Raw genomic sequence first — 14,618 nt, forward strand, 5'->3', positions numbered from 1 at the left:
AGCGTCGCTGTGGCCTCGGCCAGTTACGCCTTGGTAGAGGAACCGGCGCGCGTCGCGGTCACGCGGTGGGAGAAGCGCCGCCACATCGGTGAACCGGCAAAGGGCAACGCGGCCAACCCGGTCACGACCAAGGCCACCAACATCGAGAACTGAATCGCGAACGAGTCGCCCACATAGCCGCCCGGCGCCCGCCACGGTCCGGTCGAGAGCAGCGTGATGCCGATCATCGCGGCCACGCCGGCGGTGCCGACGAGAATGCGTGCGGTCCGAGCCGGGCCGAAGATTCGCAGCGCGGCAAGTCCGAGGATCGAGCACACAACTGCGATCGCCGCTCCCACTCCGCCGCCGATGACGGTGGCCGCCGCGAGCATGCCCACCCATCCTGCCGCGACGCTGCGCCACGGTCGGGGTGGTGTGAGGGGCTTGGGCTCTCGGCGCGTGGGGACAAGAGCCGCGAACAACAGCGGGATCAGCAACACGAGCCCGCCGAAGATGCCGAGGCGGTACCAACGGTCGCTGGGGAAGTCGATGGTGACGGTTCCCGCGGTGCCTGCCGGCACGATCCAGCCCTGCTGCCAACCGTTCACGACCACCGGCGTCAGCTCGGAACCGTCCGGCGCCGTGGCGATCCAACCGATGCTGGTGCTCTCGGGATTGACGATCAGCTGATCGGCGGACGAGCTCGTGACGGTGAGTTCGCGGTGATTCGCCGTCCACGCGGTCGATTCGAGCGGTGTATTCCGTTGCGCGGCTGAAGGACCGACCGCCGTCAGATCGAGATTGTCGACCGAGAATGCGGGGCCTGGTTCGACGACCACTTCAGGCTGTCCCGCCGGCAAAGTCGCCGAAGCGTCCAGACCGCACACACGTGCCTCGACGGGTGCGCCGGTCCGAAGTTGCGTCGCCGTCGCCGTGATCGAGGTGGGGAATTGCTGTCCGGCAACCGAAATGGTCGGGCCGTCGCCACAGGTGACGGTGACGGTGCGGTTGTCGAATGATTCTGCGCCCTGCACTCCGGAACCGGCGATCGGGGTTCCGTCGGCACCGACGACGCCGACCTCGGCGAGGCCGGTGGGCTGCGCCTGGGCGAAGCCGAGCGCCGTCTGATCGAGGACCGGTTCCCAAGCGGTGATGCTCAGGACGATCTTGTCGGTGACGAAGGGGGCGAGAGTAACTCGACTGGTTCGAGGCGTGTCGTCCGAGGGTTCGGGCAGCTCTCGCACCTGCGGCCCGTTGCCGAGATTCACCGCGACACTGGTCGGCAGCGACGGCAGAGTGCCAAGTCCCCGGGTGATGTCCAGGCCGGTGACCAGGGTGGGCTCGGGAAGATTGAGAGTCAGCGTCGGTTTCGGGCCGCCCGGTTCTGTGGTGCTCTGCGGCGCCGACCACGTGGTGCGTGCGTCGCCGTCGGTGGCAGCGAAGGCAGATCCGCGTGTGTCGCCGATGTCGCTCGAACCCGAAGCCGTGATTCGGCCGGGGATGGAAAGCAGATCTTCGAGGGCGTTGCCCTGACGCGCTCGGACAGTCAGTGCCGGTGCAACGACTGTGTTTTCGGGCACCGTGAGCGTGCGCTGGAAGCGGCTCGGCTCTTCGGGTATCGCCATGAATGCATTGCTGCACCGCACGCGGTCCGTCGAGTCGGCGCAGGCGTTGCGGCCGGGGAACTCCTGGCTCAGGTTCCACGCGTTCACAGATGCGCCCGTCGGCGTGCTCGGCAGGACCGTGTCGAAACGGATCGGTACGGTCTTCGGCGCGCTGCGATCGGAGAAGTCTTCGACGGAGAGTTCGCTGATGCCGAACTGTGTTCCAGGCGATCCGTTTTCGGTGTGAGTCGCTGTGACGCGTACCCACGGAGTGTTGCCACCCGGGATCGAGACGGTGATGGGCTCACCGGGACGCTCCACCTTCACCGCCGTGCTGCCGTTCGGTGTCGAGACCTCGAGCCATTTGACGGGAGCTCCGATTGCCGCGGCACTGGTGGTCAGATGAAGCAACCCACTGGAAATCGGTGTGTCGAAGTCGATCTGCAACCACTGGCCCAGCGCGCGCTCGATGCCGTTGCTGAACCAGCCGGTGGCCGGATCGCCGTCGACCGTCGACGCGGGACTGCTCGACGGTGAAGTGCCGCCCAGCTGGGTGGCATCTGAGGCGGCGCTGGAAACGGTGATCGAAGCTCCGCTCCAACGGCCTTCCACGAGAGGCGTGTTCGCAACCGGGTAGTCGGGCACCAGATTGTAGGTACGACGAGCGTCGTCAGGGGTGCGCAGGGCGGAACTGTGGTTGTCGACCTGACCGAAATCGGTTTCTCGATCGCGCGGTGTGTCGGTGACGGTGACAGAATCGACGGGCAGTCCCGCAGCTTCGGCGTCGGCGGCGAGAATCATCGGCCCGGTCCCCGGAACCAGCCCGCTTTCGTGAAGTCGCACAGACGATTCCGGCCCACCTTGTACACGCGGAACCTGGTTCAGGTCGACGGAGTACGGGCCACTGACCGCCGGGGTGCCGTCGGGCGGGGTGACCTCGAAGATTTCGATGGCCGGGTAACCGGGACGCAGATCGCTGTCCGCGACCAGCCCTTCGATCGGTTCGGGGCTGTCGTCTTCACCGAAGTGGGCGACTCGCTCGATCCCCGGCGAGCCTTCGACTGCCTGGTGCACGAGTATCGGCCTGGCCGAGCGCGACGTTTCGCCGTCGAGGTCGTTGCGCATCACCAGGTAGTGGATGCCCTGCCCAAGCAAGGTCTGTGCGAGGCCGTCCGACGGCCGTCCGTCGGCGATGAGACGTTGCACGGAATCGAGCGCTCGGATGGCGCCGGGAGGGGTCAGCGGGACCGAGTCACGCACCGCCCACGGCGTACTCGCCAAAGCCTGAAGCGGTTCGTCACGCGTCAGACCCCAGACCTGGCTGCCGAAGGGCGCTCCCGGGACGACCAGGGCACGTTCGGCTTCCGATCCGGGGGAGGTGTTGTCCTCGAGCCACTGCGCTGCTTCGTTCCAGTACGAGGGAACGTCCGGGTAAGCGCCGCGGGGAGCGAGCTTTCCCGTCCAGGCCAAGGCGGTGGAGAGGGTGAGGGCAACGAGGATCAGGCTGGTCAGTGCGACCATCGGTTCGCGCTCGGGATGGGCGAACGCGCGGCGCCATCGGGCGAGTGGAACCGATCCCGGTAGTGGCACTTTGGCCAGCAGGTGTGCGAGTCCGAGCACCAGCGGCAGACGGACCAACGGCTCGAGCTTGTGGACGTTGCGCAGCGGCGCGCCCGCCGAGTCGAGGAACAGGCGTACCGACTCCGACACCGGCGAGCTGAGTTCACCAACGTATCCCGCGGCCAGGCCGGTGATACCGACGAACAGGATGAGCGTCAGCCGTCCGCGAGCAGGCATGGACCGCATGCAGAGCCCGGCGAGGCCGGCGGCGGCAACCAGACCTGTGGCGACAACTGCTGCGGGCTGGGTGACCAGGACGGCGCCGGCAATGCGTTCGGGGGAGACGAACGGGGTCCAACTGTCCGTGCCGCGAAGTATCTCGGCCAGCGACGCCCACTGTGTGGTGACACCGGCGGACTCGATGTAGTCGAGGAACGGTGGGCTGATCTTGCCGAGCAGAAGTAGCGGCACGATCCACCAGAGTGTGCCGAGAGCGACGAACAGCGCCCACCACGCGGTGAACGTCAGCCATGTTCGGTTGGGTTTGTGCGAGAGCCACCAGATGATCGCGACCAGGCAGGCCGCGGCAGTGGCGACGGCATTGATCGAACCCATGAGCGCGACGGCAAGCGCGGATTGTGCGGCCAACCGCCTCAACCCCCGTGAGTGGTTAGGGAGTCCAGGGACTCCTTTTCCACGCACAGGGCCGAAGGCCAAAATCACCGGCAACAACACCCACGGCGCCAACATCATCGGCAGGGTTTCCGAGGAAATCGAACCGAGCGTGGTCAGCACGCGGGGAGAAAGAACAAAGGCAACCGCTGCGATGACGCGCGAACTACGGCTGCCGATACCGAGAGCCTCGGCAACTCGGATGATGCCCCAGAATCCTGCGATCAGAAGCAGCGCCCACCAGATGCGCTGGGTGATCCACGGCGGAACGTTCGCCAACTCGCCGAGGGCGAAGAACGGCCCGTGCGGAAAGAAATATCCGTAGGCCTGGTTCTGAACCTGGCCGAGCGGGGCCTGACTACTCCACTGATGCGACGCGCGTTCGAGAAAACCGAACGGATTCTGCGTCAGGTCGTACTTGGTGTCAGCGGTGATCAGACCCGGCGATTGCAGAAAAGTGAGAAGAAACGCTACGACGGAGGCGCCGAACAGCCACCGCTTCGACAGGGGCTCTGCCGACGGGGCGGTGTCTACCGAAGACACCGCTGCGTCGGCGGAAGAACGGGAACTCGCGAGGCCTGCGCTCTCAGCGGCTGCCGTACTCAACCTGGTTCAGCACGGAAGAATCTGCGTTTCCGCTGCGGTCGATCTCGGGACGAGTGTTGTCCGACGCGGCGGCCGTGACACCGAAGATGACGCCGGCACCCAGAACGGCACCGATGACAGCGCTGGCCACACCGGGGACAAGGAACTTCGTCATCGCGGATCTCCCAATTGGTCGTTAGTCGGTCGTTCGCGGTCGGACGGACTTACCGGCCCGTACGAACTGCTCGGGTCAAGGTATCACCCGCACTCGAGAATCCGGACGATTACCCTCGTGACGTGCTGGTCAGTCGAGGGTTTCGGTACCGAGCGCGGTCAACAGAGTGCGCAGTTTCGTAGATGTCTCGTCGAGTTCGTCCTGTGGATCCGATTCGGCGACAATTCCACCACCCGCGCTGGCCCAGGCGTTGCGGCCGTCCGCACTGATCTCGGCGCAGCGGATGGCAACCACCCAATCGCCGTCACCGGCCCCGTCGCACCATCCCACGGCGCCGCCGTAGAAACGGCGAGGCTCCTCGGTCTCGCGGATGACTTTCAGTGCCGCGTCGGTGGGTGTTCCGCACAGCGCGGGCGTCGGATGCAGAGCGATGGCGAGGTCGAGCGCAGTGGTGTCGTTTCGCAGCGTGCCGCGGATCGGGCTGGCCAAGTGCCAGACCTCGTGAGTATTGGTCAGTTCGGGAGTTGCCGGCACCGACAGATCACTGCACATCGGTTGCAGGACCTCGCGGATCCACGCCGTCACGAAGGCGTGCTCGGCCAGATTCTTCGTCGAATGCAGAAGGCTTTCGCCTGCCTCGCGGTCTTGATCGGCGTCGGCGGATCGCTTTGTGGTCCCGGCCAACGGGCGACATGTCACGACGCGCCCGCGTCGACTGACCAATACCTCGGGCGTCGCGCCGACCAGGCTGTGGCCCTCGAATTCGGCTCCCGCAGCAGAGAGGTCGACGGCAAAGGTGTTGGCGACGGGATTGAGCGCCGCCATGCGTGCGGCGAGCGCGGTCGGGGAGATCGGGGTCTGCGTGCGAAGTTCCACAGTGCGAGCCGCGACAACCTTGTCGATCTCTCCACTGCGGAGACGTCCGATCAACTTTTCCACTCGACGAAGATGCTCCGACGACGACGGGATCTCCCGGTCAACCCGGGTCGTCGGCAGGGCCTGGGGATCGCGCGGTTGCCACGGCCGCGACGCGATCGTCGCCTCGGCAGGTTCGTACAACGCGGTTGCGGCAGCCGGGTCGAAGGGGAGCGCTCCGACGATCAGCTTTGTCGTACCTGCCGACAGAGCGTGGGTGGCCGCGTCGGAGCTGTCGAAGCTGCGTCGTACGCCGCGGGTGACCACGCTGTGATCGGGGCGCGAGAGAACAAAACCGTCCATGGTGGCTTCGACACTAGTCGGCCACGGATCAGGAATGCGCGAAGGTCACTTCCCTGGAGGGACGATCAACACCGGCCGATGACTGTGACGCAGAACATGATCCGCGACGCTGCTCTGCAGTAGCGACCGCAAACCCGTAGTGCCACGGGTGCCGGTCACGATGATGTCGACGTCCAATTCGTCTGCGGTTTCGCAGATTGCAGACCAGATCGCGGATCGGCACTCGGCGCTTCTGCCTTCGACGGTCAGGCCTGCGGCCTCGGCCAGTGCGACGCCCTCGGCGAGGGTGACTTTGGCGTCGGTGTACGCGATGTCCTCGACGTCGTCGTCGGGAACCCACTCCGGTTGCATCACCCCGGACAGGCCGGACATGCGAGCGGCCTGGCGAACCATCGGCTCCCAGGCAGTGACGAGAACAGCACGATTGGCGGAGAGGAAACGCCCCGCATAGTCGACTGCACGCTTGGCGTTGTCGGAACCGTCGTACGCGATGAGCATCAGACCTTGTGGCATCACGACCTCCTCGTCAGCGGGGGAATCGGTTCTCTTCCAGGCTACCGTCCCGATGTGCCCGTGAGGGAGTGTATGGGTACCGGGTCCGTTACGGTCGAGGTATGCGGATCAAGTTTCTGAAGGCTGCGACGACCATTGCTTTATGCGGAGGGTTGGTTGCGGGATGCTCGGGCGAGAACGGGACCGCCGATCCGGTTTCGAGCGCCCCGACCAGCACCACCTCCGAGATCACGTCGACGCCTGCGGCATCCAGCTCCGCGCCCGTCGCCGCGTCGTGCGGTAGTGACCTTCTGGCTTCACTGTCCCTGCGTCAGAAACTTGCCCAGCTGCTCAACGTCGGCGTCACCGGGACCGACGACGCGTTGTCGATAGTGCAGAACGAGGAGATCGGCGGCATCTTCGTCGGAAGTTGGACCGATCAGTCGATGCTCACCAATCGCGAAGTGCCGCAGGTTGCTTCGGCGTCGAAGTTGCCGTTGATGGTGACGATCGACGAAGAAGGTGGACGAGTTTCCCGCGTCGCGGACATCCTCGGGCCCGATCCGTCGGCCAGAGAAACGGCGCAGACCATGACAGTGGAACAGACGTACCAGATGGCGCTCGAGCGTGGACGCGGGTTGAAGGATCTCGGGATCACCGTCAACTACGCCCCCGACGTCGACGTCAGCAGCCAACCCGACGACTCCGTGATCGGGGACCGCTCGTACTCCGACGACCCCCAGACCGTGGTTGCCTACGCCGGTGCGTACGCGCAGGGTATGCGAGATGCCGGAATCTTCCCGGTGATCAAGCACTTTCCCGGGCATGGCAGCGCGTCGGGTGACTCGCACCGGGGTGAGGTGACAACGCCGCCCTTGCAGGATCTGATCGCGTCGGACCTGATTCCCTTCCGGGAGCTGTCGGGAACCGGAGTCGGCGTCATGATGGGTCACCTCGAGGTTCCCGGTCTGACCGAGCCCGGTACCCCTGCCAGCATCAGCCCCGCCGCCGTCGCGTTGCTTCGCGACGGAGTGGGTTACGGCGCAGCGCCGTTCACCGGCCCGGTATTCACCGACGACCTCAGCGGAATGCAGGCGATCACCGACCGATACGATATTGCCGACGCGGTTCAGGCTGCGCTGGTGGCTGGAGTCGATCAGGCATTGTGGCTGACAACCGACGACGTTCCGCGGGTGCTCGACCATCTCGAGCAGGCCGTCGCGTCCGGTGAGCTTCCGCAGGCGCGGGTCGATCAGGCCGTGGTCACAGTTGCCACTGCCAAAGGTGCCGTGACCTGCTGAGTCGAAGTCAGGATTCGACGCACAATCTTACCGTAGAGTAAGATCGAAATTTACCCTGTGGTTGGAGGAAGCATGGCCGGCGGTACCAAGCGACTGCCACGCGCAGTGCGTGAGCAGCAGATGCTCGACGCGGCTGTGGACGTGTTCTCCGACAGGGGGTTTCACGAAACTTCGATGGACACCATCGCAGCCAAAGCCGAGATCTCGAAGCCGATGCTGTACCTGTACTACGGCTCGAAGGAAGAGCTGTTCGCGGCGTGCATTCATCGTGAAGGGCTCCGCTTCCTCGAAGCGCTCGCCCCGGCCGGCGCGCCGAACCTGACTCCGCGTGAACAATTGCGCGCCGCTCTCGAGGGCTTCCTCGGGTTCGTGGGCGCAAACCGCAAGTCGTGGATGGTGCTCTACCGTCAGGCCGTCGGGCAGCAGGCTTTTGCGGGAACCGTGCAGTCCAGCCGCGATCGGTTGATCGAGTTGACTGCGCATCTGCTCGAGTCCAGCACCAAGGATCCTGATGCCGCGCACGACTACGGGATCATCGCCATCGCGCTCGTCGGCGCCGGTGAGGCGGTAGCCGACCGGGTCGCGGGTGGGGAAATCGAAGTGGATGCCGCAGCGGATCTACTCGAATCCCTCGCGTGGCGCGGCCTGTCGGGCAAGAAGAAGTCCGAATAGCCCCCAAACCAATCTGAGCGAACGTACCTTTCAGCGCATCCAAGGCGCCGAAAGGTACGTTCGCTCAATTTGGGTGGGTGGGAAACCCGACAAAACTCAGGTCAGCGCAGCGTCGCAGTGACGTGCGGGTAACCCTTCTTCGGGTGACGCAGCGACAGATCCCAGCCGTCGTCGGTGCGATCAGCGTAGGCATTCAGCGTCGCCGGTAGCAGAATCGGCTTGCCGAAACGCACGCTGTAGGTGACCTTGTCCGCGACGGACCCCTCGACGGTCCGCAGAACTGCCGCGGCACTCCACATTCCGTGAGCAATGGTCTTCGGGAAACCGAAAGCCTTGGCGCCCAGAGACGAGACGTGAATCGGATTACGGTCGCCGGAGACGGCGGCGTACTTGCTGATCGTGGTCTGGTCGACGCGGATGGTGCTCATCGGCATCGGCGGGACCTCGTCGGCCTTGGGCTCCGGACCTGGCTGGCCGGACAGGGAGGTCTTCTGCTGGTTCAGGAAGCTCGAGGTCTGTCGCCAGACCAGTTCCCGTCCCACCCGAATTTCGGTGATCACGTCGATCAGCAGGCCCTTGCGGTGCTCACGCAGGTTCTCGGCATGCACCGAGAGGTCAAGCGGTTCGCTGACGGAGATGGGCCGCAGCGATTCGATGACGTTCTCGGCGTGAACGGAGCCGACGGCGGCGAAGGGGAAGTCCTTCGACACCATCAGCTTCATCACGGTCGGGAAAGCCAAGGTGAAGGGGTAGGTGATCGGCAGAGTGTCGCCGAATCGCAGTCCGGTCACGCGGCAGTACGCCGCCAGATTGTCGGTGTCGACCTTCAGTCCGGTGAGGGTGAGGGTCTGCTGTGGCACCGAGCGAGAATTGGACTTGTTCCACGGCAGCAATCCCAGTACCGCGCGGGAGTAGATGTCGATGGTCTTCGGCTGCTCGGTGAGCGCGACGGTCTTTGTTGCCATCATGCGCCCAGGAGGCTCTGGCCGCAGACGCGAACGACCTGTCCCGTAACGGCATTGGAGGCCGGGCTGGCGAAGTATGCGACGGTCTCGGCGACGTCGACGGTCTCGCCGCCCTGCAGGAGCGAGCTCATGCGGCGGCCGGCTTCGCGGGTGGCGAAGGGGATGGCTGCGGTCATGGCGGTCTCGATGAAGCCCGGTGCGACGGCGTTGATGGTGATGTTCTTCTTCGCCAGGACGGGAGCTTCGGCGTGTACGAGGCCGATGACGCCGGCCTTGGAGGTGCCGTAGTTGGTCTGGCCGCGGTTGCCCGCGATGCCGGCGATGGAGGAGACGTCGACGACGCGGCCGCCTTCCTTGAGGGCGCCCTTCTCGACGAGGTGCTCGGTGATCTTCTGCGGTGCAAGAAGATTGACGTTCATGACCATGTTCCAGCGGCCCTCGTCCATGTTGGCGAGGGTCTTGTCGCGGGTGATGCCGGCGTTGTGGACGATGATGTCGGCTCCGCCGTGACGCTCGAGGAGGTGAGCTGCGAGGACCTCGGCTGCGTCGGCCGCCGTGACATCGAGGGCGAGGGACGTGCCGCCGACCTTGTTTGCGGTCTCGGACAGTGCTTCGCCGGCGGCCGGGATGTCAGCGCAGACCACGTGTGCGCCGTCGCGGGCAAGCACCTCGGCGATGGTGGCACCGATGCCGCGGGCTGCGCCGGTGACGACGGCAACCTTGCCTTCGAGCGGCTTGTCCCAGCTTGCGGGCGCGACGGAATCTTCAGCACCGACGACGATGACCTGGCCGTCGACGAAGGCGGACTTCGCCGAAAGGAGAAAGCGCAGAGTCGATTCCACGCCGGACAGTCCGGTGGACGCCTTGGGGGAGACGTAGACCAGCTGAGCGGTGGAGCCGCGCTTGATCTCCTTGCCGACGCTGCGGGTGAAGCCTTCGAGCGCGCGCTGCGCGACATGCTCGTCGACGGTCGACGTTTCTTCCGGCGTCGTGCCGAGAACGACGACGCGAGCCGACGGTGCGAGGTTGCGGATCACGGGCTGGAAGAACTCGAACAGCTGCTCGAGCTCGCTGACCTGAGTGATTCCGGTGGCGTCGAACACGAGTCCGCCGAAGCTGCTGTCGTGTGCCTGAGCCGCCGGGTAGTCGGAGAGCAGTACGCGAAGTGGTTCTGCGAGCCGACCCTTGCCGCCGATGAGGACAGGTCCGGCGAGTGCGGGTTCCCCTGCTTTGTAGCGACGCAGGTTCTCGGGCCTGGGCAGGCCGGCCTTCGACGCGATGAATGCGCCGGGGGCGGACGAGAGGAACTGTGAATAGAGGTCGGGAGCTCCCTTGCTGGCTGCCACGGTCCTACCTTCTGTTGTGTTTCGGGTTGTCTCTCACCGGGCAATCGGAAGAATGCGCCGATAGACAAGTAACTTACTACTGAGTAAGAATAGTCTTCAACAGGTAATCGCACCATCCTTGGAGACGCAAGTGACAAGCAAAGCCCGTTCAAACGCAAAGCCCGCCGCACCGCGCACCGCACCGGCCGCAGCCGCTGCGAAGTCCGCAGGTCAGCGCCGTCCGGTTGCGATCGTCGGCGGAAATCGCATTCCGTTCGCACGCTCGGACAAGGCGTACGCACAGGCGTCCAACCAGGACATGTTCACTGCGACGCTCGACGGTCTGGTGAGCCGATTCAATCTGCAGGGCGAGAAGCTCGGCATGGTCGTCGGCGGTGCGGTGCTCAAGCACAGCCGTGATTTCAATCTCATTCGCGAGTCCGTTCTCGGCAGCGCGCTGAGCCCGTACACGTCGGCGTACGACCTTCAGCAGGCGTGTGGCACGGGACTGCAGTCGATCATCGCCGTCGGCGACGCCATTTCGGCCGGCCGCATCGATTCCGGCATCGGCGGCGGCACGGACACCACGTCCGACGCCCCGATCGGCGTCAACGATCAGGCGCGCGAGTTCCTGCTCTCCCTCAATCGCGCGAAGTCCACGGGCGACCGCATCAAGCTGCTCGGCAACGTGCGTGCGGGCATGCTCGGCCTCGAAATTCCGCGCAACGGCGAGCCTCGCACCGGCAAGTCGATGGGTGACCACGCTGCGATCACCGCCAAGGAATTCGGCATCAAGCGCGAGGACCAGGACGAACTTGCCGCTGCCAGCCACAAGAACATGGCAGCTGCCTACGACCGCGGTTTCTTCGACGACCTCGTCACCCCGTTCCTCGGCCTGACCCGCGACGACAACCTCCGTCCCGGTTCGACCGTCGAGAAGCTGTCGACGCTCAAGCCTGTCTTCGGTACCAAGCTCGGCGACGCGACGATGACGGCAGGCAACTCGACGCCGCTCACCGACGGCGCTTCTGCAGTGCTGCTCTCCACCGACGAGTGGGCAGCCGAGCGCAATCTTCCGGTTCTGGCGCACCTCGTCGATTCCGAAACCGCTGCCGTCGACTACGTCCACGGCAAAGACGGGTTGCTCATGGCTCCCACGTACGCGATTCCGCGTTTGCTGGCCCGCAACGGTCTGACCTTGCAGGACTTCGATTACTACGAGATCCACGAAGCCTTCGCTTCGGTGGTTCTGGCAACCCTGCAGGCCTTCGAGTCCGACGAGTACTGCAAGGAACGCCTCGGCCTCGACGGCGCGTTGGGATCGATCGACCGAAGCAAGCTCAATGTCAACGGATCGTCCTTGGCTGCAGGTCACCCGTTCGCGGCAACCGGCGGACGTATTGTGGCTTCCCTCGCAAAGATGCTCGCGGAGAAGGGTTCGGGCCGCGGTCTGATCTCGATCTGTGCGGCCGGCGGCCAGGGTGTCACGGCGATCATCGAGCGGTAACCGCTCCACAATCTCCCCACGTGCGTGAAAACTGCGCTCACCTGCAGTGATCGTCGCGAGGGGATGCGTAATCGGGGATCCGGCCACGAGGGGTGGCCGGATCCCCGAACTCTTTGCAAACTTTTTCGCGCAGGCGTGTAACGCTGCAGAATAGCTACCGATATTCATGACAGCCCCGTGTTGCTGCCTGACCCCCGACCTGGCAGCAGCGCGGGGCTCTCGTATGTCCGGATATCCTGTATTGAGTTGTCGGTGAGCGCCGCAGCGACGGTTGATGCAGCGAGGAGCCAACAGGTGAGTGACGAAGAGGGTCCGTCCGTCGAGAAGACGAACAGCGAGGACTCGTCCCTCCCGGAACAGGAACTCGAGTCGGTCGAGGAACCTCAGGCGGTCGACGAGACCGAGTCGGTCGAGGACCCCAAGACCCCTGAGGACACCGAGGCGGTTGTCGAGGCTGAATCAGTAGAACCTGAACCAGCCGAAGCACCAAGGCCTGTCGACGAAGAAGCAATCGATTCCACAGAAGCGACAGTCGACGAAGCAGTAGACGAGCCGACAATCGTCGAGCCCACAATCGTCGAACCGGCCATCGACGAATCGGCAAACGAGGTCACCACCGTCATCCCAGTCGTCCCAGCGGAGGACGCACCGCCGACGGAAGTAGTCGACTCGGCTCCGGCGACAGAAACCATCGACGAGCAGACAGAGCAGTTCGAGCCCCCGGCAGTGGTGGTTCCCCCGAAGCCGCCGCGTCCCGAGTTCGTGCAGCAGTACGACACCCAGCAATTCGAACCCATCCAGCAGCAGTACGAGCCTGTTGTCCGCGAACCAGAGGCAGTTGCACCACCAGCACCGCAACAACAGCCAGAAGCGCCCGCTCCGGCTTCTTCCCGTAAGTGGGTCAAACCAGCGATAGCACTCGGCGCCATCTTTGCCGTCGCAGTGATTGCCTACGGAGTGGACATCTTCACGTCGTCGGGGAAGACACCACGCGGCACCCAGGTCGCCGGGGTGGACATCGGTGATCTCACGCCTGCCGACGCAGAGGCCACGCTGCGCGCCGAACTCGGCCCAAGGCTCGTCGAACCGGTAGCGGTACATGCCGGCGGCGTCGATTCCGAGATCGTTCCCGCATCTGCGGGTGTGGACGTCGACTGGTCGGCGACGCTCTCGGGCGTGAACGCTCAGCCGATCAACCCGATCACCCGCATCACGTCGTTCTTCGGCTCCCGCGAGGTGCCCGTGGTGTCGACGGTCGACCAGGGTGCGTTGGATGCCTCGATGTCGCAACTTGCGGCGAACAGCGATCGTGCGCCCGTCGAAGGCGCAGTCGTGTTCGAGAGTGGGAAGGCGACGGGTGTTTCACCTGCCGCCGGCCAGGCTCTCGAAACGCAGCAGGCGGGCGCAACGTTCGCCGCGGAGTGGTCTGACGGTGGCGTCGTCGATCTTCCGGTCGACGAGGTGCCGGTGACGGTCACTCAGGCCGGTGTCGATCGCGCACTGCAGGAGATTGCCATTCCGGCTGCCTCGGGTGATGTCGTGGTCAACGGCCGTGACGGCAAGGTTGCGACGCTCGGCGTCGACCAGATCGGTGAGGTTCTGACCTTCACCCCTGACGGCTCGGGTGGGCTGACTCCGCAGTACAACACGGATGCTGCGATCAAGATTCTGACTCCGCAGTTGGTATCGACTGAAGTACAACCCAAGGACGCGTCGTTCACCTTCGCCGGTGGTAAGCCGTCGGTTGTGCCGGGTGTTGTCGGTGATCTGATCAACTGGCCGGACACGGTCAAGGAACTTCCGGTTCTGCTGGGCAGCACGGCGTCTCGGGCAACACCCGCCGTGTACGGACCGGTCCCGCCGGCGTTGACCACCGAAGCCGCGGATGCCCTCGGCATCAACGAGGTGATCGGCGAATTCACCACCGGTGGTTTCGAATACGCGTCTGGTGTGAATATCGGCCTGGCCGCGTCGGAGATCGACGGGGCCGTGATCAAGCCAGGGGATACGTTCTCGCTCAACGAGTACACGGGTCCGCGCGGTGCGGCTCAGGGATACGTCGAGTCGGGGATCATCAACAATGGTCGCCCGGACAAGGCTGTCGGCGGCGGTATCAGCCAGCTCGCGACGACGCTCTACAACGCGACGTATTTCGCAGGCATGGACGACGTCGCGCACACTGAGCACAGTTACTACATCTCGCGGTACCCCGAAGCGCGTGAGGCGACCATCTTCGATGGTGCGATCGACTTGCAGTTCCGTAATCCGGCGAAGACCGGCGTGATGATCGAGACGATTGCGACGTCGTCGAACATCACCGTTCGGATCTGGGGAACCAAAACCGTCGATGTCGCTTCGACGACCGGCCCGCGTACGTCGCCGACATCGCCGAACACCGTGACGTTGCCGGAGGGGCCTGGTTGTGTGGCTTCGAGCGGTGCGCCCGGATTCACGGTCAGCGACACCCGCGTGATCACCGACCACGCGAGTGGCGCCGAGATTTCCTCGAACACCCGGACCGTCAAGTACGACCCGGTGCCGATCGTGAAGTGCGAGTAGGGAA

10 protein-coding genes are annotated in these 14,618 nt (G+C 64.7%); 4 read left to right on the forward strand and 6 right to left on the reverse strand.

Annotated features, from left to right (window positions below; all coding sequences use genetic code 11):
* Positions 1-23: 23 nt before the first annotated feature.
* The 4 genes from AC3WQS_RS12680 to AC3WQS_RS12695 form a co-directional block, all read right to left on the reverse strand.
* On the reverse strand, positions 24-4,358 hold the full coding sequence (locus AC3WQS_RS12680; protein ID WP_492712688.1) for an alpha-(1->3)-arabinofuranosyltransferase: 4,335 nt from the start codon (positions 4,356-4,358) through the stop codon (positions 24-26).
* Positions 4,359-4,401: 43 nt separating this feature from the next.
* Positions 4,402-4,575, reverse strand: a complete 174-nt coding sequence (locus tag AC3WQS_RS12685) for a DUF2613 domain-containing protein (protein ID WP_003945488.1) — start codon at positions 4,573-4,575, stop codon at positions 4,402-4,404.
* A gap of 129 nt (positions 4,576-4,704) precedes the next feature.
* Positions 4,705-5,793 carry an isochorismate synthase gene (locus AC3WQS_RS12690; RefSeq protein ID WP_060938335.1) on the reverse strand — a complete coding sequence of 363 codons (1,089 nt, stop codon included), beginning with the start codon at positions 5,791-5,793 and terminating at the stop codon, positions 4,705-4,707.
* A 45-nt stretch (positions 5,794-5,838) separates the two neighbouring features.
* Positions 5,839-6,306, reverse strand: a complete 468-nt coding sequence (locus tag AC3WQS_RS12695; RefSeq protein ID WP_003945900.1) for a universal stress protein — start codon at positions 6,304-6,306, stop codon at positions 5,839-5,841.
* A 101-nt stretch (positions 6,307-6,407) separates the two neighbouring features.
* On the opposite strand from AC3WQS_RS12695, the gene AC3WQS_RS12700 reads away from it, so the two are divergent.
* Together AC3WQS_RS12700 and AC3WQS_RS12705 are read left to right on the forward strand one after the other, a co-directional pair.
* Positions 6,408-7,586: a glycoside hydrolase family 3 N-terminal domain-containing protein gene (locus tag AC3WQS_RS12700; RefSeq protein ID WP_019747138.1), complete on the forward strand. Its 1,179-nt coding sequence runs from the start codon at positions 6,408-6,410 to the stop codon at positions 7,584-7,586.
* A 72-nt stretch (positions 7,587-7,658) separates the two neighbouring features.
* The gene (locus AC3WQS_RS12705) at positions 7,659-8,258 is read left to right on the forward strand and encodes a TetR/AcrR family transcriptional regulator (RefSeq protein ID WP_003945885.1); all 600 of its coding nucleotides are present in this window, start codon (positions 7,659-7,661) and stop codon (positions 8,256-8,258) included.
* A gap of 101 nt (positions 8,259-8,359) precedes the next feature.
* On the opposite strand, the gene AC3WQS_RS12710 is transcribed toward AC3WQS_RS12705, so the two are convergent.
* Together AC3WQS_RS12710 and AC3WQS_RS12715 are read right to left on the reverse strand one after the other, a co-directional pair.
* On the reverse strand, positions 8,360-9,223 hold the full coding sequence (locus AC3WQS_RS12710) for a MaoC/PaaZ C-terminal domain-containing protein (protein WP_153213288.1): 864 nt from the start codon (positions 9,221-9,223) through the stop codon (positions 8,360-8,362).
* Positions 9,223-10,569, reverse strand: a complete 1,347-nt coding sequence (locus tag AC3WQS_RS12715; RefSeq protein ID WP_492712663.1) for a 3-oxoacyl-ACP reductase — start codon at positions 10,567-10,569, stop codon at positions 9,223-9,225. The genes AC3WQS_RS12710 and AC3WQS_RS12715 overlap by 1 nt, the downstream gene beginning before the upstream one ends.
* A gap of 130 nt (positions 10,570-10,699) precedes the next feature.
* Between AC3WQS_RS12715 and AC3WQS_RS12720 the strand changes: the two genes are divergently transcribed.
* On the forward strand, positions 10,700-12,055 hold the full coding sequence (locus tag AC3WQS_RS12720) for an acetyl-CoA C-acetyltransferase (protein ID WP_019747140.1): 1,356 nt from the start codon (positions 10,700-10,702) through the stop codon (positions 12,053-12,055).
* A 294-nt stretch (positions 12,056-12,349) separates the two neighbouring features.
* Complete coding sequence (locus AC3WQS_RS12725) at positions 12,350-14,614, forward strand: VanW family protein (RefSeq protein WP_492712662.1); 2,265 nt, start codon at positions 12,350-12,352, stop codon at positions 14,612-14,614.
* The last annotated feature ends 4 nt before the right edge of the window (positions 14,615-14,618 follow it).

The sequence above is a fragment of the Rhodococcus sp. FW305-130 genome (assembly GCF_058788335.1).